Origin of the sequence: Parvularcula lutaonensis, assembly GCF_014651915.1 — a bacterium.
Lineage (GTDB): Bacteria > Pseudomonadota > Alphaproteobacteria > Caulobacterales > Parvularculaceae > Parvularcula > Parvularcula lutaonensis.
On the sequence record NZ_BMXU01000001.1, the window covers coordinates 264,412 to 287,262 of the forward strand.

17 protein-coding genes and 1 pseudogene are annotated in these 22,851 nt (G+C 63.1%); 6 read left to right on the forward strand and 12 right to left on the reverse strand.

The genetic code is table 11. From position 1 onward, the window contains the following. Window positions 1-48: 48 nt before the first annotated feature. From IE053_RS01215 to IE053_RS01265, 11 genes and pseudogenes are all read right to left on the reverse strand, one after another. Complete coding sequence (locus IE053_RS01215) at window positions 49-780, reverse strand: DUF3800 domain-containing protein (RefSeq protein WP_189570672.1); 732 nt, start codon at window positions 778-780, stop codon at window positions 49-51. Next, entirely contained in the window at window positions 773-1,981 is a 1,209-nt protein-coding gene (locus IE053_RS01220; protein WP_229786116.1) for a restriction endonuclease subunit S, read from the reverse strand. The genes IE053_RS01215 and IE053_RS01220 overlap by 8 nt, the downstream gene beginning before the upstream one ends. Continuing rightward, on the reverse strand, window positions 1,974-3,491 hold the full coding sequence (locus IE053_RS01225) for a type I restriction-modification system subunit M (protein ID WP_189570676.1): 1,518 nt from the start codon (window positions 3,489-3,491) through the stop codon (window positions 1,974-1,976). The genes IE053_RS01220 and IE053_RS01225 overlap by 8 nt, the downstream gene beginning before the upstream one ends. Further along, entirely contained in the window at window positions 3,488-4,081 is a 594-nt protein-coding gene (locus IE053_RS01230) for a restriction endonuclease subunit S domain-containing protein (protein ID WP_189570678.1), read from the reverse strand. Before IE053_RS01230 ends, IE053_RS01225 begins: the two co-directional genes overlap by 4 nt. Before the next feature lie 81 nt (window positions 4,082-4,162). Further along, window positions 4,163-4,544 (reverse strand): annotated as a pseudogene (locus IE053_RS01235) (hypothetical protein). A gap of 542 nt (window positions 4,545-5,086) precedes the next feature. Further along, the gene (locus tag IE053_RS01240) at window positions 5,087-6,322 is read right to left on the reverse strand and encodes a TolC family protein (RefSeq protein ID WP_189570680.1); all 1,236 of its coding nucleotides are present in this window, start codon (window positions 6,320-6,322) and stop codon (window positions 5,087-5,089) included. Beyond that, entirely contained in the window at window positions 6,319-6,630 is a 312-nt protein-coding gene (locus tag IE053_RS01245) for a DUF3240 family protein (RefSeq protein WP_189570682.1), read from the reverse strand. Before IE053_RS01245 ends, IE053_RS01240 begins: the two co-directional genes overlap by 4 nt. Next, a complete protein-coding gene (locus IE053_RS01250) occupies window positions 6,606-9,707 on the reverse strand; it encodes an efflux RND transporter permease subunit (RefSeq protein ID WP_189570684.1) in 3,102 nt (1,033 codons plus the stop codon). Before IE053_RS01250 ends, IE053_RS01245 begins: the two co-directional genes overlap by 25 nt. 4 nt (window positions 9,708-9,711) lie before the next feature. Continuing rightward, the gene (locus IE053_RS01255) at window positions 9,712-10,764 is read right to left on the reverse strand and encodes an efflux RND transporter periplasmic adaptor subunit (RefSeq protein ID WP_189570686.1); all 1,053 of its coding nucleotides are present in this window, start codon (window positions 10,762-10,764) and stop codon (window positions 9,712-9,714) included. A gap of 87 nt (window positions 10,765-10,851) precedes the next feature. Continuing rightward, window positions 10,852-11,847 (reverse strand): sensor histidine kinase, encoded by a 996-nt coding sequence (locus tag IE053_RS01260; RefSeq protein ID WP_189570687.1) that lies wholly within the window; start codon window positions 11,845-11,847, stop codon window positions 10,852-10,854. Further along, window positions 11,844-12,515 (reverse strand): response regulator transcription factor, encoded by a 672-nt coding sequence (locus tag IE053_RS01265; protein WP_189570689.1) that lies wholly within the window; start codon window positions 12,513-12,515, stop codon window positions 11,844-11,846. The genes IE053_RS01260 and IE053_RS01265 overlap by 4 nt, the downstream gene beginning before the upstream one ends. Window positions 12,516-13,554: 1,039 nt before the next feature. On the opposite strand from IE053_RS01265, the gene IE053_RS01270 reads away from it, so the two are divergent. Genes IE053_RS01270 through IE053_RS01280 form a run of 3 tightly spaced genes read left to right on the forward strand, consistent with a single transcriptional unit; the run spans window position 13,555 to window position 16,628 of the window. Beyond that, window positions 13,555-14,721, forward strand: coding sequence for an efflux RND transporter periplasmic adaptor subunit (locus IE053_RS01270; protein ID WP_189570691.1), 1,167 nt, complete (start codon window positions 13,555-13,557; stop codon window positions 14,719-14,721). A 3-nt stretch (window positions 14,722-14,724) separates the two neighbouring features. Next, a complete protein-coding gene (locus tag IE053_RS01275; protein WP_189570693.1) occupies window positions 14,725-15,933 on the forward strand; it encodes an ABC transporter permease in 1,209 nt (402 codons plus the stop codon). Continuing rightward, window positions 15,930-16,628, forward strand: a complete 699-nt coding sequence (locus tag IE053_RS01280) for an ABC transporter ATP-binding protein (RefSeq protein WP_189570695.1) — start codon at window positions 15,930-15,932, stop codon at window positions 16,626-16,628. Before IE053_RS01275 ends, IE053_RS01280 begins: the two co-directional genes overlap by 4 nt. Window positions 16,629-16,911: 283 nt before the next feature. Here the strand turns inward: IE053_RS01280 and IE053_RS01285 are convergent, their stop codons facing one another. Next, window positions 16,912-18,393 (reverse strand): SLC5 family protein, encoded by a 1,482-nt coding sequence (locus tag IE053_RS01285; RefSeq protein WP_189570697.1) that lies wholly within the window; start codon window positions 18,391-18,393, stop codon window positions 16,912-16,914. 150 nt (window positions 18,394-18,543) lie between these two features. Here IE053_RS01285 and IE053_RS01290 point away from each other — a divergent pair, with 150 nt between their 5' ends. Genes IE053_RS01290 through galK form a run of 3 tightly spaced genes read left to right on the forward strand, consistent with a single transcriptional unit; the run spans window position 18,544 to window position 22,846 of the window. Next, window positions 18,544-20,709 (forward strand): alpha-galactosidase, encoded by a 2,166-nt coding sequence (locus IE053_RS01290; protein ID WP_189570699.1) that lies wholly within the window; start codon window positions 18,544-18,546, stop codon window positions 20,707-20,709. Beyond that, complete coding sequence (locus IE053_RS01295; protein WP_189570701.1) at window positions 20,706-21,779, forward strand: galactose-1-phosphate uridylyltransferase; 1,074 nt, start codon at window positions 20,706-20,708, stop codon at window positions 21,777-21,779. The genes IE053_RS01290 and IE053_RS01295 overlap by 4 nt, the downstream gene beginning before the upstream one ends. Further along, window positions 21,776-22,846 (forward strand): galactokinase, encoded by a 1,071-nt coding sequence (gene galK / locus IE053_RS01300; protein ID WP_189570703.1) that lies wholly within the window; start codon window positions 21,776-21,778, stop codon window positions 22,844-22,846. Before IE053_RS01295 ends, galK begins: the two co-directional genes overlap by 4 nt. Window positions 22,847-22,851 lie beyond the last annotated feature (5 nt).

A 22,851-nucleotide genomic window follows, 5' to 3' on the forward strand; every position in this document is an offset into this window, starting at 1 on the left:
GTCCTGGAGCTTCCGGGCCCCTTTTGTTTTTCGTTGCTTCGCATGGGCTTAGGGGAAGCATTTGAGTCCTCCCAACTTTGGGCGGATGATTTCGAAGGCGCGGTTGGGCTGGCCGGGGCGCAACCGCGACAGTGCAATCGGCCGCGCCGTCAGATCGGCCAGCTGAAGCCCCGAGGAGTTCGCGGCCTTCGACACGAAGACTCGCTGGAAGTCGAAGCGGCTGAAGTCATGTCGGCGGTAACCCCAGTGGCTGTTGTTGGAAGCGATGCGGCGAAATTCGAGCTCGAGTTCCCGGTCCTCCTTCGCGCCCCGGCTCTCGAAGACGATGTGCACGGTCTTTCCATGCTGCCGTTCCCGGGTGAGCATCTCGTGCAGCCGTTCCATGCAGAAATGCATGGCGATCTCGTAGGGGTTCCAGGGATTGACGTATTTCGCCCGATGCGCCTCTTTGTCGATGACCGAAGCGAAGATCGTCATAGGCGCGGCCTCGATCAGGCCGTTGAGCCCGTCGAAGAACCGCTCCCGCAGCGCCCGATCGGTGCGCAAGATGCCAAAGGGGCCGAGGCTCTTGCGGATTTCGTGCTCGTGCAGCACGACCGAGTCGTGCCCCCAGATGTCGAACTTGAACTGCTGCATCGCGGGCACGATGGCGCCGTGATAATCGTCCTTGCGCATGACGCAAAAGACCAGCGCGAAGACGGGATACTGCGGGTCGATGCTGACCATCCCGTGATCGCCGCTTTCGTCGGCATAGACGATGAAATCGCAGTAGTCAGGCAACCGGCGCCTCCGTCCTGACCCGCCATTCCCCCGTCAGGAGCTTCTGCATCAGCCCGCGTTTCTGGCGGGTGAGGGCTTCGATTTCGGCGTCGATGAGGGTGAGTTCGGCGTTTGAGGTGTTTACAACCTCCGCGATGGCCGCCTGTTCATCCGGGTCCATCGGAAGACGCAACTTGCCTTCAAGGAACTGGCTGTTGGTCACGGCGATGGTGTTCTTTGCGCCTTTCTGAACGAGGGGGCGCAGGTAGTTCTTGGTGGCCACGGGCGACTCGAACAACGCGTCAAGGATCACGCCGAGCGCCTGGGTCCTGGGGGTGAACACGCCGTAGAGCGGCGAGACGATCACCTCACGGTCGATCTTGCTTTGCTTGATGATCCCGAGGGGGAAATCCCCCGTCGGGCTCTTCGTGTAAACGATGTCGCCGGGCAGGACGCGGTTGTAATGGTCCGTGCTGGCAGCCGAGAAGGACCGGCCGAGATGCTCGATCTGGTTCACCAGCCCCTTGTGGACGGAAACCGAATAGACCTCCTCCTTGCCGGTGGACTTGAGGCCGTGTTCATGCAGCACCTCGCTGAGCCGCACTTCGCGCCATTCGCCGGAAAAACCGGGCAGCCGCGCCTTGCCGGTAAACAGATGCGTGCGGAACCAGGTGCGCAGGCGCGCCTTGGCGGTGCGCAGCGTGGTGAGGGCCTCCAGCGCGGCGTCCCAGGTCCGCAGGATCTCGGCGATCTTGCGCTGTTCGGGGAGCGGGGGGAGAGGGATGGGCGTGGACTTCAATAACTCGGTATCAAGCCGCCCAGTCCCGTGTCCTGCACTATCGACGTGACGGAGAATGTCTTCTTTCCGTGCCGTCAACGCTATGGCTAGGAAATCTGGCTCGACGTTCGGTTTCGGGACCAGTGCTTTGATGTCCTGATTGAAGGCCACCGACCTATCGCAAATCGTAACTGGTAGGTCCTTGAATAACCCCATGCCCCGGACGAGCACCAAGACCGATCCCGGCGGAACGACGCGAACCGTCGCGGCCCCTTTTCCGGTAAGCGACAGCCCAACGCCGTTCAGGCGGATGCCCTTCATATCCTTGACCGTGACCCAAGGGATCGTGCCGCCCCAATAATCCTCTCGTGCCTTATTTGGCGTTCCACCGGAATGGATCGCCGCCACGTCTGAAATCGGCGCCGTTGTCCACCCCTCACGCATCAACACCCAGCTCCCGCAGATAGCCCGCCATCTTCGCCCGCACCTCCGCAAGCTCGGCCTCGATCCGGTCGATCTCTTTCTGCACCGCGGCCACGTCGATTTCCTCTTCCGGCTCGAAGGTGTCCACATAGCGGGGGATGTTGAGGTTGAAGCCGTTCTCGGCAATCTCCTCGGGGCTGGCGCGGTGCGAATAGCGCTCGACCTCGGCGCGCTCGCGATACGTCCGCACGATCTTCTCGATATGCGCGTCCTCCAGCAGGTTCTGCTTCTTGCCGGGGGTGAACTCGCGGCTGGCGTCGATGAAGAGCACGTCGCGCTCGCCCTCGCGCGCGCCGCCTTCCTCGCGCGCCCGGTCAAAGACCAGGATGGCGACGGGAATGCCGGTGGTGGTGAAGAGGTTGGCGGGCAGGCCGATGACGGCATCGAGCAGGTTTTCCTCGATGAGCTGCTGCCGGATGCGCCCCTCGGCCCCGCCGCGGAACAGCACGCCGTGCGGCACGATCACCGCCACCCGGCCCGACTGGCGCTTGGCGGTCTCGATCATGTGGGTGATGAAGGCATAATCGCCCTTGGATTTCGGCGGGATGCCGCGCCAGAACCGGCCCCAGGGGTCGGCCTCGGCATTCTCGTGCCCCCATTTGTCAAGGCTGAAGGGCGGGTTGGCCAGCACCACGTCGAAGCGCATCAGGTGATCGCCCTCGACCAGCGCGGGGCTATTGAGCGTGTCGCACCATTCGATGCGGGCGGCGTCGCGGGCGTGCAGGAACATGTTCATCCGCGCCAGCGCCCATGTGGCGCCGTTCACTTCCTGCCCGAAGAGGGCGTAGTTGTCCGAGCCGACCTCCTGGCTGGCCCAGATCAGGAGCGAGCCCGAGCCGCAGGCCGGGTCGCAGATGGTGTTGCCGGGCTTGGGCGCGGCGAGCTTGGCCAAGAGGCGCGAGACCGGCGCGGGGGTGTAGAACTCGCCCGCCTTCTTGCCGGCGTCGGAGGCGAATTTCGAGATCAGGTAGATGTAGCATTCGCCGATGATGTCCTCATTGACCCGGCTGGGGCGCAGGTCAAGCTCGGGCTTGGCGAAGTCCTCGAGCAGGTTCTTGAGGCGGCGGTTGCGGTCTTTCGGGCGGCCGAGATTGGCCTCGGAGTTGAAGTCGATATTGCGGAAGACGCCTTCGAGCTTGGCGCGGTTGGCGTCCTCGATCTTTTCCAGCGCGATGTTGATGAGCTCGCCGATATTGGGCTCGTTCCGCTGGTTGTAGAGGTCGTAGAAGCTGGCGCCCTCGGGCAGGATGAAACGTTCGCGTTCCAGCCGGCGGCGGATGCGGATTTCGTCCTCGCCATATTGCTTGCGGTAGGCTTCGGCGTGGTCGTTCCAGAGGTCCGAGATGTACTTCAGGAACAACATCACCAGGATGTAGTCCTTGTACTGTGCCGGATCGACGGCGCCGCGGAAGGTGTCGCAGGCGGCCCATGCGGCGTTGTTCACCTGGTCCTGGGTGATCTGGTCGGTCATCGGGCAATGTCCTTGTGTTCGGCGGTACAGGCGGCCTGCTGAAGAATGGCGCTCATGTATTGGGTGCGTCTTTCGGCGAGGTCCTGCAAGAGTTGCATTTCACGCGCCGCGAGTGCGCTGAGCGTGACGATCCGCCGTTGCGCGTGGAGATCCGGCACCGGGATGTCGAGGCGTTCCAGCGCACGCATTGGGATCATTCTGAGGCTCGTTCCCTGGGCCTCGGCCGCAAGTGCGCGTTGCGCGACTGGTTGATTGATGGCCCAGGCGAGGAATTCCGGCAAGATGCGCGCGCGGTCGGGGCGGATGACGACCAGCGGTACGATGACGGCGATGGGCTCGGGAAGGTCGTAGGGAATTGCGACCGCGGTGTTCGGCTCGCCGCGCGAACGAAACACCACCTCACCTCCGCTCACGAGGTATCGGTCGGGAAGCTCGCCCAAGTCGTATCGCTGCAGGTCCGCCGCCGGGATATCGCCACTGGCGCCCACGTCGCGCAACTGCAGCGCGGGAGTGCCGCCATCAGCCCGCGGCACGAGCCTGCCGCGCGCGGTGTATCCAGAGTGAATGTCAGATAGCTCGGAGAGCCGCATGCGGGATCCTCTGTTAAGTGATTTACAGAGGAATAGACGGGAATCTAGATTGAGTCAACTAAGATTAGTGCTGTAATGGAGTTACAGAGAAAATCGCAAGCGCTGCCTTTCCCACTCCACCGGAAACGGCTCCAGCAACCTCTCCAGCGTCACCTCCGGCCCCTGCCGCCCGTCCAAGATCGTCTCGGCGATATCCGGCGCGAGCAGCGTGAGGCGCAACGCGGGTCATGTAGGAGGGCGCGATTCCCTCGCACTCGGTCAGTTCAGAAATCGACGCGAAGTGGCCCGACTCGAGCATGCGCTTCCAGCGGAAGGCGCGGGCGAGCGCCTTGACGAGGGTGTTGTCGGTCCGGCGCTGAAGCGGCGCACCGTCGGGCAGCGGTACCTCCTTCCGCCCGCCGCGTTTGACCACGCGGAACGGAACATACAGCGTGATGGTGTCGGGTGTGGCTCTGGTGGTCATGCGACTTTCTCCCCGCCGCCGGCCAGCATCTCGCGCGCGAGGCCATGGAGCCCATCGACCCGCAGCCGGATGTCGAGCCCCTCGGTACTAATCCCAAGCGCGTCAATAGAAGCCAAGCCTGACGCATCAGCCGGGCCACTTTTCGGGGGCAGACCATGTCCACTACCGCAAGATCGAGGTCCAAATCATTTCTCCGGATCAGTCCTTAGACTGATATCAAGGGGGCGATGTCACAGTCACCCGGCAGTCTGCAGCGCTTCGCTGCCACCTTGTCCGCCCTCCACAACCACGTTCATGCTCCCGCCCGAAACCGAACCAACCTCAGCCGCCACATCGCCAGATCGCGAGCTTTTGCCGAACTCAGCACCGTCCATGGGGCGAAGTTCGCGTGAGAGTACTGAAGACCGGCCTTATAAGGCGTACGCTGACGACCTTCGCCCGTTGATGTGCCACTGCCATAAACTCTCAACAGGCCACCGCCCCAGCAGTGCAAAATACACATCCCGAACCTAGGCTCATCGCCCAACAGTTCGCCATTCTTTTCAGTCTTCCGGTGATGAAAAAGCTGTCCCGAAGCGCCCTAGCAAGATGTCGAGTTGCAACCGTGCCTTTTCCGCCTCTGCTCGATTGGTGATGAGCGATTGTTCGGTATCCAGAAGGTTTCGCCTGGTCTGGACCAACTCACGCAAGGTGACTGCGTGCTCTTGATGCCCGCTCTCGAGCCTGATCAAAGATTGCCTGATCGCGCCGGACCCGTCTCTGGCGAGTTTTTCTTGTAACGTAGCGTTCTCCGCCGCCGCGCGCAGCATGGCCACGCGCTGTTCACCGTCGAGCACCACGCGGCGGAGAGCAGCTTCCGCTGAGGCCGCGCGGGCTGATGCGGCGGCGGAGGTGGCTGCTCTTGCTCGTCCTCCGATGGGTATGGACACAGACGCCACAACCGCGGTTTCCCTGCCGCCGAACTCGTTGCTGAAACCAACGCTCAAAGTGGGATCAGGCAGGGTTTCGTATCGCTGACGTCGACGGAGCACCCTTCCGTATTCGGCTGTGACCCGAGCCAGTTCCGTGTCAATCAGGCGAACGCTCTCAGAAGCCGTGGCGGTGTGGCTGGTCAGATCGTCATCGACGTCTTCCAGATCACTGACGATCAGTGTCGGGAACGTACTGAAGAGCATTTTTTTCTGGCGCTCCGCGTTGAGCGCCATACGCAGGGCATCGGAACGAAGCTGGCTGGCGTAGGCCAGGGCGATCTCGGCGTCGACCTGCCGGCTGCCGCCGATTTCTGCTCCCGACAATTCCATACTAGCGAGCTGTTCGGCTTCCTCAGCGGCTTGCTGGAGGAGCTCCGCAAGTTGCTGATCGCGACGCCAGGCGGTCCAGAGGTCAACGAACCTCAGGGCCAGGTCCTGATATGCTTTTTCGTATTCCAGTCGGGCGCGGTCATATTCAAGACTGGCCAGCTGACGGTCGAGGCCCCTCTTGCCGGGGAGGCGAACCGTTCGACTGACATCCATTCGCCATTCGGAATATGTCGCGTCGGGCGCCATGCCGTTTTCAACGGTCCGTTCACCAACGCTTCCACTCAGGGCTACTTCATAGGGCCCCACTCTCCGGACCCGGGCGAGAGCCTCGGCTTCTTCCCGTTGGGCCTTGGCCTCCTCCAGGGCTGGGGACGTCACAATTGCCTCGGTAACAACGTCGCGAGAGGGGAATGCCGTTGCATTGGACGTCAGTGAAACGATCAGTGACGTCATCGCAATCCAGAATGGGGTTTTCATGACAAGATCCCGAATTCAAGCACGGGCTCGGTCCAGTAGGACAGGCCAGGTCTGTTGAGCTTCGCCTGCACCTCATCGAGGATCTGTGCCACGTTCCCTTCGTTCAGGACCAGCTGGAACATGCTGTTTTCTGCCATGCCCGAGACCTTTTCAGATGCGGATGTGAGGGCTGAGGGTTGGCCGTGACCAAGGATCGATATTTCCGAAAAACCACTTCCGCCTGCAGGACCTTCAAGAAGGATGTCCCGAACGTGCCGGCGAATGGATCGTGGACAGACGATCGTCAGCTTGCATAGGGATTTTGCCATTGGAGTTCCCTTTCCAGCTCGTCTGGAGCGGTTGAACCCAAGCCGAAACGCTTGAAGAGAGCGGGCAGGAGGAAGAGCGTGAGGAAGGTCGAGGAGGTCAGGCCACCGATGACCACGATGGCCAGTGGCTTTTGAATCTCCGCTCCCGGTCCGGTGGCGAACAACAAGGGCAGCAGGCCGAATGCACCTGTGGTGGCGGTCATCAGTACAGGGCGCAAACGCCTACGAGCCCCTATTTTCACGGTTTCCGCGATTCCATGCCCGCTAGCGAGCAGGTCGTTGAAGCACGACACCAGAACCAGTCCGTTCAAAACCGCGATGCCGAGCAGGGCTATGAACCCCATCGAGGCGGGTACGGAAAGATATTGGCCCGAAATCCACAGCGCGAGGATTCCTCCGACAAGGGCAAAGGGGATATTGAACAAGATGAGCATCGCCTGGCGCAAAGAGCGCAGGGTGATGAAAAGCACCGCGAAGATCAGGAGCAGAGCTACCGGAACCATCAACCCTAGTCGCCGGCTTGCGCGCTGCTGGTTCTCAAACTCCCCGCCCCATTCCAGCCTATAACCAGGTGGAAGCTCGAGAGAAGCGGTAATGGCCTGCCGAGCATCGCTCACAAAGCCGACTAGGTCGCGTCCGGAGACAAAGGCCTGGATGGCGGCGTAACGCGAAGCATTCTCGCGAATAGTGCTCGCCAGTCCTTCCTCGTACCCGATACTGGCCACGTCCTCGAGGGGGACGGAGCGACCGTCAGGCAGCGTAATCCGGATGGCTTTCAGGGCGTCGGCGGTCCCATCGAGGCCGGTTCGGAGGATCACTGGGGTCCGACGACCCGGTTCGATCACCTCGTCAAGGCGCGACCCCTCGATGGTGGCGCGCAGCTTGTCCTGGATAAGGCGCGTGTCGAGGCCCAGTTGTCCGGCCTTTGCATGATCCACTGTGACGGTCACATATTCGGCCAGGTCATCGGATGTGGTGAAGACCTCCGCGGCTCCCCGGACACCTGCCAGCAGCTGTTCAGCGCGGGTTGCCAGCGCGGCGAGTTGGTCGGGGTCAGCGCCGAAGATTTTGAGAGTGACGTCGCCGCGGGACCCGGTGAGCATTTCCGAGACCCGCATCTCGATCGGTTGGGTGAACGATGTTTCGATGCCAGGGTAATTGCTCATTACACTGCGCATTTCACCGACAAGCCAATCCGTATCCGGACCCCTCCAGCTACCCCGAGGAGCGAGCTTGAAGAACATATCGCTCTCGTTCAGGCCCATGGGGTCGAGGCCTATCTCATCCGATCCCACTCGGGAGATAATCTGCTCAACCTCGGGCACAGCTTCCAACAAGGCACGCTGCAGCATCAGGTCGTCATCTTCGCTTTGTTCGAGTGAGATGGAAGGAAGCGACGCCGCCTGCATCACGATGGTGCCTTCGTTCATGGTGGGCATGAAAGTCTTGCCTACTCCGAGATAGGCGAGTGCAGCGAGCACGGTGGAAACGCCAGCGATCCCGTAAATCATCACGGGGCGCTCCAGCACGCGTTCGAGCAGCATTCCGTAGCGCGGGGTCAACCATTGCATGAGGGCCGCTTCCCGCCCCTTTCCCGGCTGCAACACAAAGGAGGCCAGGACCGGAATGACGATTATCGCCAAGAGTACCGCCGATCCCAGTGCAAAGATGATGGTCGCCGCCACCGGCGCAAACAGCTTTCCTTCAAGCCCCTCGAGGGTCAAAAGCGGTGAGAAGACGAGACAGATAATCAGCGTTCCAGCGAGCGTCGGGGCAGCCACATCAGAGGCTGCATTGAAGATGGCATGGAGCCGGGTCACGGAACCCTGTTTCAGCCGTTCGACTGCATTCTCGGTGACGACAATGGCGCTATCGACGATCATCCCGATGGCGATGGCCAAACCACCGAGACTCATGAGGTTGGCTGACATCCCAAAGACCTGCATCAGGAGGAAAGTGGCAAAGGCCGACAGCGGCATGACCAACGTCACGACCAGCGATGCCCGCAAATCGTTGAGGAACAGTCCCAGCAGGGCGATCACCAGTACCGATGCAATGACTAGCGCGACAAGTACCGTGCCCGTTGCTTTTTCGATCAGGTCTGACCGGTTGTAGAAGACATTGATGGAGACACCCTCCGGAAGGGAAGGTGCCAGCTCCGCCAAGCGTTCTTCCACACCGGAGACTACCCTTCGCGCATCGGCGCCGCGCAGGGCCACCACGATACCTTCGACGGTCTCACCCTCGCCATTGTGGGTCACGGAACCGTAGCGTGTCAGGGAAGAATGGGAGACCCTTGCGACATCTCCCAGACGCACCGGACCCTGGTCCGTGTTGCGGACGACCAGACGCTCAAATGTCGCTGGCGATTGGAGCGCCCCGACGCTTCGGACAATGAGCGATTCCTCCCCGGACGATACGCGTCCTGCGCCGTCATTGCTGTTGTTGCTGGTCACGGCATTGCGAAGGTCTTCCAGACTGACTCCCGCGGCCATCATGGCCGCATCGTCCGGCCTGATTTCCACCGCCCTGACGCGCCCACCGAGGGCATTGACATCGGCTACGCCGGGCACGGTCCGGAGCGCCGGGCGGATCACCCAGTCCAGCAGAGAGCGCCGTTCTTCTAGGCTCGCACCATCACCATCGATGGTGAACATGAAGAGCTCAGACAAGGCGGTTGATATCGGAGCCATCCCGCCTTCGACCGTGGTCGGGAGTTGTGGCGTGACGGCGTTCACGCGCTCAGCCACTTGTTGCCTGGCCCAATAGATATCAGTGCCGGGACGGAAATCGATGGTGATATCCGCGATGGCGTATTTGGTCCGCGCTCGCATAACGTCTTGGCCTGGGATTCCGAGCAGTTCCCGTTCAAGCGCGCGTACCACCCGGGCCTCCACCTCGGCGGGGGTCATGCCTGGCGCCTTCATGATAATCTTGACCTGGGGAGGCGCAATTTCCGGGAAGGCGTCAATCGGCAGGCGGAGGGCAGCCCAGGTTCCTGCGACGGCAAGGCCAAGGGCCATGGCCACCACAAAAGCACGCTGCGCTAGTGAAAAGGCGATCAGGCGCTGCAACACAGGCTCAGGACCTCTCAGCCAGATTCTTGAGGGCGGCCGTCCCTGACGCGGCCACCTGGGCGCCCGCGGGTATGTCGCCGGAAATGACGACGGTGTCTGCATTGCGCGCGACGATGTGGACCGGCTTCACATCGAAGCCGTCGTCGGACCGGATGAAGATGGATGGTCGGCCATCGATCCGGGTCACAGCGCGGGCGGGGACCTTCATCGCAGCGTCCGGCGCGGGAATGGCGATCCGAACCTTGATGAGGCTGCCCACGGGAGACGAGCTTTCTTCGGGCAAGCTGATCCAGACTTCACGCGAACGGGTTTCGCCACCGACGACAGGGCTGACGGCTTCGACGTGGCCAACCAAAAGGTTCTCGCCCAACTCGGCATCGCTTCCGATGGGGATCTCCGCCAGTGTCGAGGCTGGGACCGGAACCTTCACCAGGCGACGATTGTTTTTCGCGATCAGGGCCACGGCGTCGTCAGCGGCGACGGCCTGACCGGGTACGAAGGGGAACGCCGTGACCACGCCTGCATGGGGAGCCAAGAGAATGACCTGCCGTGCGCCGGAGCCTCGCTTTGTCTGGCGAAGCTGGCGGCGAAGCGCTTCGCGCCGTTGGGACGCTTCCTCGGCATCGTGGTGCGCCTCTTCGGCTTGGGCGAGGGAGACCAGGCCCAGCTTGAGGAGTTTGTCCGATCGTTCTGCCAGCGAAGCGCGGTGTTCCGCCATGAGGGTCGCGGCCTCCAGCTCAGCCACAGCCGCGGGGTAGGCGCTGCTCTCCAAGGCCAAGATTGGCTCGCCCGTCTTGATCGGCTTCCCAGGGGCAGTGAGAAGCTCGGTGACGACTCCGGCGAACGGTGTGGCTACAGCCGCGACCGCGTCCGGGGCCGCGTCCACCATACCGATGGCCTCGATCTGAGCCTGTTCAGCGGGTTCAGCAGTGACCGTCGCCACACCGTGGGCGCGGGCTGCCTGCTCGGAAATCATGACCTTATACGTCCCGGATGCGGTGTCGCCCGAGGCCGCGAGGGCCATAGACAGCGACAGCACTATGAACAGACCAGCCATTTGAAGTGCTCCCTCGGAAAGGACGCGCCTAGCATGGAATTCTGACCTTATCCTGACGTCCCGCAGGCGGGGGCAACGGGCCACACCCTAGCCGGAGAAGATGATTTCGATCGCTGATCGCTGGGGGAAGACACTCTGGATCTCGCCGCCGTGGGCCTCGACGATGCGGCTGGCGATGGCGAGTCCCAGGCCGGTGCCGCTTTTCGTTGACTCGTCCATGCGCTTGCCGCGCGCAAGCAGGCTACTCAAGCGGTCCGGCGGAATGCCGGGGCCGTCGTCATAGATGACAATACGCCTTCCGGGGCCCGCTTCAATCGTGACGCTCCCGCCTTCGGGGGTGGCCTCGAGGGCATTGATGGTGAGCGTACGGATAGCGGTGGAGAGCGCTTCTTCCAGACCCGTCATGGACCCAGCACCCAGATCCCGAAGCGCCACATCCTTCCCGCGATGCACGGCATAGGGCGCAAGATCGCCGACAACTGACGCGGCGATCTCTCCCAGATCGACCCACTGCGCGGTGTCAGCAGCTTGGGCGGACTGGCTGCGGGAGAGCAGAAGAAGCTGGTCGATCAATCCCGCGAGGGATTGAATATTCGCTTTCATCCGGCTGCCCCAAGGCTCGTCGACCTGATCGAGTTCCAGCTCCATGATCGCAAGTGGGGTCTTGAGTTCATGGGCAGCGTCTTGGGCGAACTCCTCCTGAAGCTCCGCGTGACGTTTCAGACGGATCGAAAGGTCGGACAGGGACTGGGCGAATGGAGCGATTTCGCTCGGCAACCCATCGGCTTGGGGAAGATAGACATCAAGGCGCTGGGCAGAGGCGGTGGCCTTCTCTGTTTCCTTGCGCAGGTGGTTGGTGACGCTCCTCAGCACGATGGCGGCGCAGAGACCGAATGTCGTTGTAAAGATCAGTATAGGGACAATAACGTGATCGGAGATCTCCCGCCAAGCGACCATGAGGGGAGGGGGTGAAGCCGACAACAGGCCATAATGATGGGCCACGAAGACCGCCATCACCACGCCGCTGATCAGACCTGCAAGCAGGAGTCCAATGGTCAGCTGCAGTTGGATCGAGCGTCTCACGGCGCTTCCACGGTGAGCATGTAGCCGACGCCTCGCACCGTGTGTATGCGATGCGGCGCACCGCCTGCCTGAAGCCGTCGGCGGAGCCGTGACGCGACAGCCTCGAGCGCATTGGGCGTGACCGGCTCGGCCAGCCCGTAGAGCCGATCCTCCAATTGTTTGCGGCTGCAAACGCGACCGGGACGCTTCAGTAGCGGTTCGAGAAAGTCCGCTTCCTTGATGCCTATGGAAAGCGGCGTGCCCTGATAGAGGACCTCCCGACTGTTGAGGTCAAGCACCAGATCCTCATGTTCCACCCTGGGTTCCTGACGGGTTCCCGGTCGGCGCGCCAGAGCGCGTAACCGTGCGGCAATCTCGTCGGGGTCGGCAGGCTTGCCCAGATAGTCATCCGCCCCGGCATCGAGACCCAGGACGCGATCCTGAAGGGTGCTCCGCGCGGTCAACATCAGCACGGGCGGGCGTGTTGCGGGCAAGCTTTTGATCCATTCGGCCCCATCCCCGTCGGGCATTCCGAGGTCCAGGATCAGGGCTTCATACGTGCAGGTCTCGAGCATGGTGCTGGCTTCGGCAAGGGTTGTGGCGATCTCCGCGCTGATTCCCCGCCGACCGATGGCATCCTTCAACAGGACTGCAAACTTCGGGTTGTCCTCAATGATGAGCGTTCTCAAGGCCCAGTATCCTTCCAAGCCTAATATCACCGATCAGGCTGACGCCATGCTGACAGACCCGTCCATCGTAACTTTCTGGAGGTGTCGCGCCGGAAAAGCAAAGGAGCAATGTCACATGAACGGGGTCAGGCCACCTGAGGTGACCCCAGATTTGTACGGGTCTGCCCCCAGTTTCTGATCCGGTTGGATCGCAGTTTTTTCGGGCATCTTGGACCTTGGAATGCAGGATCAGATGCCGAGGAAAAGATACACCGAGGAGCAAATCGCGTTTGCTCTGAGCACCGGCGCTTCCTGGTCCAACCCTGGGCAGCGAAAGCGGCCCTGTCCCCGCGGCGTGGCTGCCGACACTTCGGATCCTGGTCTTGAAAGGCATCAGACCTTGCGGCACCGGCTATGCGGCTAAGGCGCTCCGTATCGGGAGGAAAGTCGATAGGGGAAGCGAGCGCCCGGTCTTCTTCTTGAGCCTTGGGTCATGGAGAAATCATTATCCCGATTGGGGCGCGTGCTGACTATCGAAGAGCAGCGGGAGGTTTACCGCAACACCCATCAGCCGAGGAAGGTCGACTGGCCCGATTGGTAGACCGAGTATGGAGAGGGGCCGCTCTCTTATGTCGCTACGTCTGGATGTTTCCAGCAGGAGACTTTGGAGCAGTAAGAGATGCCAGGTGACGTGACCCCAGCTGGCGGTAGAGTTTTCCGGGTCGTGGGCTTGAGCTTGAGGTGCGCGGCAACGGCCAGACCTACCATGTCCATCTGCACGCGCGCGGGGCACCCTGCCGTGGCAGTTCTATCAGGCGCCGATCGAGGCTGTCGCCGACTGGCGCGTCGTGCGCATACCCTTCGACGCCTTCTGCCCGCGCGGATCCGTAGAATCGCGGTGGTGGCCTATGGCCGCGATCACGAGGCCGATCTGGCCATGCGCCGACTGGGGTGGTACTGACCGCGCGGCCCGATCGTCGCGGCGCCCGCGCCGCAACCTACCCACTTCGAGCGCGCCCCTCGCACCGCATTCGGCTAGCGCAACAACAAGCAGGACGCCATGACCGAGCCGACCCGGAAATCCGTTGCCCCCGGCATCGTCGGCACCGGCGCGGCGGTGAAGACCGCGCAGGTGCCGCTGCCCGAGCGCGAGGACACGCCCGCACGCCGGGCGCGCCGGTGGCCGTGGCTTATAGGGCTGGTCGTGATTCTCGCCGGTGCGGGGGTGGCCTTCATGCGCAGCGGCGGTGGAGGGCCGGCCGTGCCGGTCGAGGTTCTTGTGCCGGCGCTGGCTGAGCGGGTGCTGATCGTCTCGGGCCGGACCGAAAGCGCGCTCACCGCGGATCTGACCAGCCCCGTGGCGGGCACCGTTCTCGCGGTCCTCGCCGAGGAGGGTCAAAAGGTTGCCCAGAGCGCCGAGCTGGTTCGCTTCGATGACGGCAGACCGCGCGCCGCACTCCGGCAGGCGGTGGCGGCGTTGGATGCCGCGATCCTGCGCCGACAGCAGGCAGAGGACGACGCCCGGCGCGCCGAGGAACTGGGTGCGGTCCTGCCGAAGGTCGAACGCGACCGCGCCGAGAAGGCGCTGGCTCAGGCCCGTGCCGAGGAGGAGCGCCTTGCGGCCACGGTCGAACAGGCGCGCCTTGCGCTGGCCGACTACAGCATTCGCGCCCCCTTTGCCGGCACTGTCCTGAGCCGCGCCGTTGATCCGGGTGAGACGGTCCAGCCCGGCCGGCTTCTCCTGCGGCTCGCCGATCTCGGCAAGCTGCGCGTGAGTGTCGAGGTGGATGAAGCTCTCGCCGCCGCCGTCAGCCCCGGCCAGCGAGCGGTTGTCGAGCTTGCGGGGAGGGATGCACCGCTACGGGGACGCGTTGCCTGGGTCGCGCCCGAAGCCGATGCCGTCACCGGAACGGTGCCGGTGCGTATCGCCTTCGAGACGATGCCCGAGGACGCGCAGGTGGGCCTGACGGCAGTGGTGAACATCACCGTTGCACAAAGCGCGGCGGCACTGACAGTGCCGCGCTCGGCGCTCGTCGAGGGGCCAGCGGTCTTCGTGCTGCGCGACGGGCGGGCGGTGAAAACCCCGGTCAAGATCATCGACTGGCCGGCGGAGCGGGTGGAGATCACGGGCGGGCTGGCAGCGGGCGATATGGTCATCCTGAACCCCGAGGGCCTCGCCGACGGGCAGGAGGTGCGCACCGCGCCGATGCCGGGCGGGGCGGGCTGAGCCATGCTCTACGGGGCCAAGATGGCGTGGCGGCATCTGGGGTCCGCGCCGGGGCAGACCGCGCTTCTGGTCGCGGGTGTAGCCGCGGCGGTGTTCATCTTCATTTTCATGAGCGCGCTGATCGGCGGGCTGGCGGAGCTTCTGGTCATGCGCACGCTCGGCAATCAGGCCGATGTCACCGTCGCGGCCCCGGACCCGCCGCTCCCCGTGCTCGTGCCCGTACAGGGGCGCCACGTCCTCGCCGCAAGGCAGGCCTCGACTAGCCCCAGCCTCGGACTCGCGGCGCCGCGCGCCTGGGAGGCAACACTTGCCGCCTTTCCCGGAGTGCAAGTGGTGGCGCCGAAGCTCCTGGGCAGCGGTGTGCTGATCCGGGGCGAGGTCACGCGGCCGGTGACGCTGAGCGGGCTGGAGCCGGGGCGCGAGAGCGCGATCATTCGCTTCGATCGTGCCATGTTGGCGGGCACAGCGGCGCTTGCGGCAGGCGAGGTGCTGATCGGCGAGAAGCTAGCGCGCGATCTGGGGCTTTCGGTGGGCCGGGCGGTCACCTTCCGCGCCGACAACGGCAACAGCGTGACACTGACGGTAAGCGGCATCTTCCGCCTCGGCCTCGGCCAGCTCGACGAGGCGGCCGCCTTCGTGCCCATGAGCACCGCGCAGGCGGTGCTGGAGCGGCCGGGCCGTGTCTCGGTGATCGAACTGAAGCTTGACGACCTGTATGCCGCGCCCGCGGTGGCCGCGCGCATTGCCGCCTCCACCGGGCTGGACGTGACGCCCTGGACCGAGACCAACGCCCAGCTTTTCGAGGCGCTGCGCGCGCAGGGCAACACCGGACTGATCCTCAAGGTCTTTGCCATGATCACCGTGGTCATCGGCATCGCCTCGGCGCTGATGCTGACCACCTTCCGCCGGCGCGGCGAGATCGGCATCATGCGGGCCTTCGGCGCCACCCGGCGCTTCATCCTCTATGTCTTCGTGCTGGAGGGCGCGCTGATCGGGCTGGCTGGCGGGCTCGCCGGGGCGCTTCTGGCGGCAGCGGCCCTGTCGCCCTTCCCGCCAATCGAGGAGGTGCAGACCGGCCAGCTTCCGGTCGATCTCGGGCAGGGCTCGATCGGGCTCGCCATCTGGCTGACCACGCTGGGTGCGACGCTGGCCGCGCTGTTGCCCGCGCGTGCGGCGGCGCGGCTCGATCCCGTCGAGGCGATCCAGCAATGAGCGGGCTGCTTCTCGAGGTGCGCGAGGTGCACAAGGTTTATGGCGAGGGCGCCACGGCCACCCATGTGCTGAAGGGCGTGAGCTTTGCCATCGACCGGGGCGAGATGGTGGCGCTGATCGGGGCATCGGGCTCGGGCAAGAGCACGCTTCTCAACATCCTCGGCACGCTGTCGCGGCCCACCTCGGGCGAGGTGGCGATGCTGGGCGAGGATCTCACCCGAGCCGACGACGTCACGTTGACCGAGTTTCGCAACCGCCATATTGGCTTTGTCTTCCAGTTCCACCACCTGCTGCCCGACTTCACCGCACTTGAAAACGTGATGTTCCCCTCGGCCGTGCGCGCGGGGCGCGAGCGGGCGCAGGCGCGGGCACGCGCGGCAACGCTCCTCGCGCAGGTGGGGCTGTCGGAGCGGGCGGATTTTCGCGCCACGCAGCTTTCGGGCGGGCAGAAGCAGCGGGTGGCGATCGCGCGGGCGCTGATGAACGAACCCGAACTCATCCTCGCCGACGAGCCGACCGGCAACCTCGACCGCCAAAACGCCATGCAGGTCATGGACCTGCTGGAGCGCATCAACCGCGAGAGCGGCACGGGCTTTCTGATCTCGACCCATGACGAGCAGATCGCCGCGCGCTGCAGCCGCCGCATCGTGATCAGCGACGGGGTGATCGCGGCGGACAGACACTCCGACCGCTGAAATGCTTCGCGGGAGTCTTCGACGAAGAGTGACCCGCCCGCCGGCGCGGGCCCTGTCAGCGGAACTCGGCTTGCCGCGGAGGCAGGCGTCGCGTCCAGCGATGGCCAAAAGATCTCCCTTCAAGGACTTCGAGACAAGCCCCGAAGCATGCTCCCGCGCGGCCGCGCTCCCGGCGCCCCGATGGCATCTGGTGCCGCGCGGGAGGCCCATGCATCAACCAATGCGTGGGTCTCGGTCGGAAAGTGACTCGTTGAGGCTGGCCATGGTGCCCGACCGGCCTGTTCTATTCTGCCGGTGTGGGCGCGACACGGCTTTCGCCAAGGCGCAGCGAGGCGGACTTGCCGAATACGATCCGGTTCACGCCCAAGGCGAAAGCCACTGTCGAGAAGAAAGTCACCGCCATGAAATGGATGTAGTGCATCGTGATGATCCCCGCATCGTTCAGCCAGAACGTGTACAGAGCGTAGAGTCCGACACCGAAGACGACACCGGCCATCGCCGCGCGGTAGTCGACATTGTTGAAGAGCAGCGCCAGTGCGAAGGCGGAGAGCACCGGCATCGAGCCGAGGCCGTAGAGTTCCTGCAGCAGATTGATGAGGCTTTCCGCATTCTGATAAACGGGGACGAGAGCGAGCGCCGCGACCGTCATGACAAGCGAGAAAATGGTTGAAACACGCGGCACGTTCACGTCCGGGTTGATGTAGCGCTGGTGGATATCGACCACATAGAGCGCCGCCACGGAATTGAGCAGCGAGTTGAATGTCGTCAGGACCGCGGCGGCCATCATGGCTGCGAAGGCACCTGAAAGATAGGGCGGGAGGATATCGCCGACGAGCGTCCCGAACGCGGCGTCGTTGATGTCGCCATAGAGCTTGAAGGCAACGACACCGGGCACGACCACGATCACAGGTACGATCAGCAGGCGGATCGCCGCCGCGGCCATGATGCCTTTCTGTGCTTCCCTGATGCTCGGTGCCGCCATCGCCCGCTGGGTGATCGTCTGGTTGGTCGACCAGTAATAGACCTGAATGAGGATCATTCCCGTGAGGAGCGTCGGCCAGGGAATGGGCGAATCTGGCCCGCCGACCATCGAAAGCCGCTCGACCGGGACGCCTGTCACGATGTCGAAGTCAACGGCCTTGAGCGCCAGGTAAACGACGACGAGTGCAAGGCTCAGCAATCCGATGCCGCTGAACGTATCCGAAACGGCCACGGCCCGGAGGCCACCGAGGATCGCATAAGCCGCGCCCACGACTGCGAAGAAGAGCGCGATGAGCATCAGCGGCACATCGGTGTTGAACATCGTCTTCATGAAAAGCGACCCGCCATAAAGCGCAGCAGGCAGGAAGATCAAAGCAGAGCCCAGCATGAAGATGATGGAGATCAGTGCACGGATGTGGGGATTGTTGTAGCGCCGCTCCAGCAGTTCTGTCGTCGTTGTGCAGTTGTTCCGGTAGTAGACCGGTATGAAAACGAAGGCGAGGATGAAGAGCCCTGCGACAGCCGCAAGCTCCCACCAGGCCAGCAGCAACATCTGGTTACCGTTCATTCCGACGAGTTGGTCGGTCGAGAGATTGGTCAGCGTGATCGACCCGGCGACGAAGAACCAGGGAAGGCCGTTGCCTGCGAGGAAGTAGTCATGGGCGGAATTCTCCTCGATCGCAGAACCCCGCGCCCTGCCGCCGCTGCACTGCCACCAGGTCAAAAGGCCGATAAGGGCGGTCAGCCCGAAAAAAACGCCGATCTGTATCGGATCGAGTGCCAAGCCCTGCTCTTGCAATGTATCCTCCGTCGGCGCTCTCGGATCGGCACCTGATCGTCAGGACCCTATTTTCGTTTTTCAACTGCGTATAGGAGAGAATCGGCTGCCTCTCGTCTTGAGACCCGACGGCGACGATTGCCATGAGAAGATGCCATGACCGAAGCGTCCTACTTCACGCTCGCCTCCGAAACCACGCAGTTCAGCCTGTTGGCGACGAAGGGCGAGCGCCCGCGGATCATTCATTGGGGCGCGGCGATGCCGGGTGTCGAGCCGTCGGAACTCGACCTGCTTGGAACGCGGCAATGGGTGTTCGGCGGTCCGAATGTGGACCTCCAGCCTTCCTTGATGAACGAGCTCGGCGCCGCGCTCGGCAGCCCCTCCGGTTTTCTGGCCCATAGGGCGAGCGAGGCTTGGGCCAGCGTCTTCAGGACGTCGGAAGTCGTGCAGGTCTCGCCGCGGGAGCTGCGCATCCGGACGCTTGACGAGGCCACCTCGATCAGCGCGGTCCATGACATCGTTCTTCATGAGGAAAGCGATGTCCTTGCAATCCGCTGCACGGTGACGAATGAAGGCGATACCAAGCTTACCGTCGATTGGAGCGCGGTTTGTGTGCTTCCCATCGAACAGTCGATGACTCGCCTCATGGGCTTCACTGGTCGCTGGGCGAACGAGTTCCAGACCGAGCGTATCGAACGCTTCACCGGCAGCTATCTCCGCGAGAACCGTGCGGGCCGGACGAGCCATGACTGCTTTCCCGGTATCATCGCCCTCGAACCCGGCGCGGGTGAGCAAGGGGGGCGCTGCAAGGGCTTTCACCTGGCATGGAGCGGGAACAGCAGGCTGCGTGTCGATCAGCATTCCGATGGTAGGGCTTCGGTGCAGATGGGCGAGCTTTTCCTGCCCGGCGAAATGACACTGAAGCCGGGCGAGTCCTACGAGTCACCGCAGCTTCTCGCATCTTGTTCGGACGCGGGACTCAACGGGTTGTCCCAGCGGTTCCACCGCCATGTTGACCGGGTGGTTCTCGACCGGCGGACCAAGGCCCGTCCGCGCCCGGTGCATTTCAACACTTGGGAGGCGGTCTACTTCGACCACAACGAAGAGAAGCTTCTCGCGCTTGCCGAGAAAGCCGCAGCGGTGGGGGCCGAACGCTTCGTGCTGGATGATGGCTGGTTCGGTGCCCGGCGGAATGACCGCGCGGGGCTTGGGGACTGGACGGTGGCGAGCGAAGTCTATCCCCGCGGGTTGCACCGGTTGGCCGATCGCGTGCGTGAGCTTGGAATGGAATTCGGGATCTGGTTCGAGCCGGAGATGGTCAACCCAGATAGCGATCTTTACCGTCAGCACCCGGATTGGGTCCTGCACGCCAGCGGCGTGGACCAGGTCCCGGAGCGGAACCAGCTCGCCCTCGACCTGACCAAGGCCGAGGTCTGCGACTATCTCTTCGGTGCAATTTCTTCCATCGTGGAGAACTATGGTGTCGCGTATATCAAGTGGGACATGAACCGCGACCTTCATCATCCGGGAACGGATGGAGGGCGAGCCGTCGCCCATCAGCAGACGAGGGACCTCTATAGCCTCCTCGCAAGACTGCGAAAGGCGTATCCCGAGTTGGAGATCGAGACCTGTTCTTCTGGCGGGGGCAGGGCAGACTTCGGTATTTTGAGGTATACTGATCGTGTATGGTCGTCAGACAACAATGATGCGCGGGAAAGACAGGCCATCCAGCGCGGGGCGAGCTATTTCTTCCCGCTCAAAGTCCTGGGCAGCCATGTCGGGCCGAAGGTCTGCCACATCACGGGCCGCGCCCTGGATATGCGTTTGCGGGTTGCCAGCGCCATCTTCGGCCATATGGGCATGGAGGTCGATCTTTCCGAAGAGAGCGAAGAGGACCTCGAGATCCTGAAGAAAGGTGTTGCTCTTTACAAGGAGCACCGGCTGCTGCTGCATGACGGCGTGTTCCATCGGCTTGAAACCCCTTCCACCTATAATGCTCTCTCGGTCGTTTCCTGCGACAGGCTGGAAGCGCTTGTTTCCTGCGCCAAGCTGGACAGCCAGGTAGCGACCCATCCGAGCCGGTTGCGGTTTGCCGGGCTCGCGGATGAGTATCGTTATAGGGTGAGGCTGGTTTGGCCAGCTGGCCTTGTCAGCGCGACGGTACCTTCGATCATCGAAACTGCAGGCCTGCAAGCGGGCGGATCAGTCTTTTCGGGACGGGCGCTGATGACCCATGGGATGCAATTGCCCGTGACGCATCCAGATGTGTGCCTTGTCTTTCATCTGCAGGCGGATAATCAAGAGGGAGCGGCCGAGAGATGAACGCTGTCACCAGGATCGGACAGGTTGGCGAGAAGGCAGTCTTTCGCCGGCATCATCGCAAGCCCGATGGAAGATCGTTGTTCCTCTACGGCTTCGCCAAGCCCGACGGAGTCTCTCTTCCTGAAGGGAATGATCCGGTGGCGAAGGGCGGGGAGCTGCGCTGGCATCCGTTCCGCCGCGAATGGAACGTCTACGCCGCGCACCGGCAGAATCGGACCTTCAAGCCAAGCTCTGCCGAGGACCCGCTCGCCCCGAGCAAACCCGGCGGCGCCGTGACCGAGATACCTTTCGAGACCTTCGAAGTCGCGGTCTTCGGCAACAAGTTCACGAGCCTTCACCCCGAAGCACCGGATCCGCCGGAGATCCCTGGCGTGTCCAGCCAGCCGGCTGTCGGGGCGTGCGAGGTCGTCGTCTACACCCCGGAACAGACAGGCAGTCTTTACACGGTGGGCCAAGAGCGCCGGAGACTGCTCCTTTCAGCATGGAACGATCGGTATGAAGCGCTTTTCCAGCAGGGCTGTGCCTTTGTGATGCCGTTCGAGAGCAGGGGAGAGGAAGTGGGCGTCACGCTCCATCATCCCCACGGTCAGATCTATGGCTTCGGAGAGGTCCCACAGGTCCAGAGACAGATGGCGAGCGCTTTCGACGACGGCTTCTCGCTCGAGAGACTTCTTCCGCAGTGGTCTGAGTATAGTGTCGATGAGGCAGGGGGCGTTTCGGCATTCTGTCCGCCCTTTGCCCGCTTTCCCTTCGAAGTCTGGCTCACGCCAAGGCGGCGCGTGCCCGGTCCGTGGGACTTCAGCGAGGAGGAGTCCGATGGCTTCGCCCATCTCCTCGGCGAGGTCACGAGGCGGTATGACCGCTTCTTCGGCAGGGACACTGCCTACATGCTGACGCTTCACGCCGCGCCGAAGGGATGCGAGCAGACCTTCCACTTCACCGCGCAGTTCTATCCGATCTTGCGGGCACCGGGGCGGGTGAAATTCCTCGCTTCGGTCGAGCAGGGAACGGGGGTCTTCACTGTCGATGTGATGCCCGAAGAGGCCGCCAGAACGTTGAGGGCGCAATGACGATCGAGGAACTCTTCCGTAAACGGTTCGGAGCAGAGCCGGAGGCTGTTGCCCGAGCGCCGGGCAGGGTGAACCTCATCGGTGAGCATATCGATTACAACGGCGGTGCTGTCCTGCCTTTCCCGATCAGCCGTGGTGTGACCGTGGGGATTCAGCTCACGGAGGAACCGGTTGCGTCGATCGCTTCGGACCGGTTTCCGGATATGGTCACCGCGCGGCTCGAAGGCGAGATGCGGGAGGGTTGGGCACGGTATGCGTTCTACGCGATCAGGCTCGCAAAGGACCTCGGCTGGTTTTCCGGCGGAGCCCGGCTCGCGATTACGTCCGATCTCAGCGATGGGGCGGGGCTGTCCAGCTCCGCCGCGCTGTGTGTCGCTGTCCTCAAGGCCCTGCGTTCTCTATCCCAAGTCGGCGTCACCGATGTCGAGATCGCGAAGCTCGCCCGGCGTGTCGAGAACGAGTTCATCGGGATGCCCTGCGGGATCATGGACCAGATGGCAGTGGCAATCGTACGGCCTGGCGAGGCGCTGTTCCTTGATACGGTTACACTCGAGTTCGAGACCATTCCGCTTCCGGATGGATACGACTTCATAGCCCTTCACTCCGGCGTGCACCGGGAGCTGGCCGATGGCCGATACCGAGCGCGGAAGGAGGAGTGCGACGTCGCCAAGGAAGTGTTGGGAACGGATAATCTTTGCACTCTTGACCTGGCCGAGATCGAAAAGGCGAGCCTTCCTGATAGTGTTCGCCGTCGTGTACGGCACTGCATCACGGAGCATCGGCGCGTGGGTTTGGCCGCCGAGGCTCTCAGGAAGGGAGACGCTGCGAGATTGGGCCGGTTGATGAACGAAAGTCACGCGTCGATGCGGGATGATTTCGAGATGTCCCTTCCGGCCATCGACGCGCTTGTGGCGACTGCCTTGGCTGAGGGCGCGGCCGGGGCACGCCTGACTGGCGGCGGCTTTGGCGGGTGTATCGTGGCCTGCGTCGAAGCCGCTGCTTCGGATGCCTGGCAGCAGCGCGTGCTCCGTCAGCATCCGGAGGCTTTCGCCATCGAGGACCGGTAGGCCCG

What these genes read in the sequence shown, in the direction of transcription:
- IE053_RS01225 (WP_189570676.1), bottom strand. Translation starts at nt 3,491, where the DNA reads ATGACCGACCAGATCACCCAGGACCAGGTGAACAACGCCGCATGGGCC.
- IE053_RS01230 (WP_189570678.1), bottom strand. Translation starts at nt 4,081, where the DNA reads ATGCGGCTCTCCGAGCTATCTGACATTCACTCTGGATACACCGCGCGC.
- IE053_RS01220 (WP_229786116.1), bottom strand. Translation starts at nt 1,981, where the DNA reads ATGCGTGAGGGGTGGACAACGGCGCCGATTTCAGACGTGGCGGCGATC.
- IE053_RS01245 (WP_189570682.1), bottom strand. Translation starts at nt 6,630, where the DNA reads ATGGCAAAATCCCTATGCAAGCTGACGATCGTCTGTCCACGATCCATT.
- IE053_RS01270 (WP_189570691.1), top strand. Translation starts at nt 13,555, where the DNA reads ATGACCGAGCCGACCCGGAAATCCGTTGCCCCCGGCATCGTCGGCACC.
- IE053_RS01290 (WP_189570699.1), top strand. Translation starts at nt 18,544, where the DNA reads ATGACCGAAGCGTCCTACTTCACGCTCGCCTCCGAAACCACGCAGTTC.
- IE053_RS01275 (WP_189570693.1), top strand. Translation starts at nt 14,725, where the DNA reads ATGCTCTACGGGGCCAAGATGGCGTGGCGGCATCTGGGGTCCGCGCCG.
- IE053_RS01280 (WP_189570695.1), top strand. Translation starts at nt 15,930, where the DNA reads ATGAGCGGGCTGCTTCTCGAGGTGCGCGAGGTGCACAAGGTTTATGGC.
- galK (WP_189570703.1), top strand. Translation starts at nt 21,776, where the DNA reads ATGACGATCGAGGAACTCTTCCGTAAACGGTTCGGAGCAGAGCCGGAG.
- IE053_RS01255 (WP_189570686.1), bottom strand. Translation starts at nt 10,764, where the DNA reads ATGGCTGGTCTGTTCATAGTGCTGTCGCTGTCTATGGCCCTCGCGGCC.
- IE053_RS01295 (WP_189570701.1), top strand. Translation starts at nt 20,706, where the DNA reads ATGAACGCTGTCACCAGGATCGGACAGGTTGGCGAGAAGGCAGTCTTT.
- IE053_RS01240 (WP_189570680.1), bottom strand. Translation starts at nt 6,322, where the DNA reads ATGAAAACCCCATTCTGGATTGCGATGACGTCACTGATCGTTTCACTG.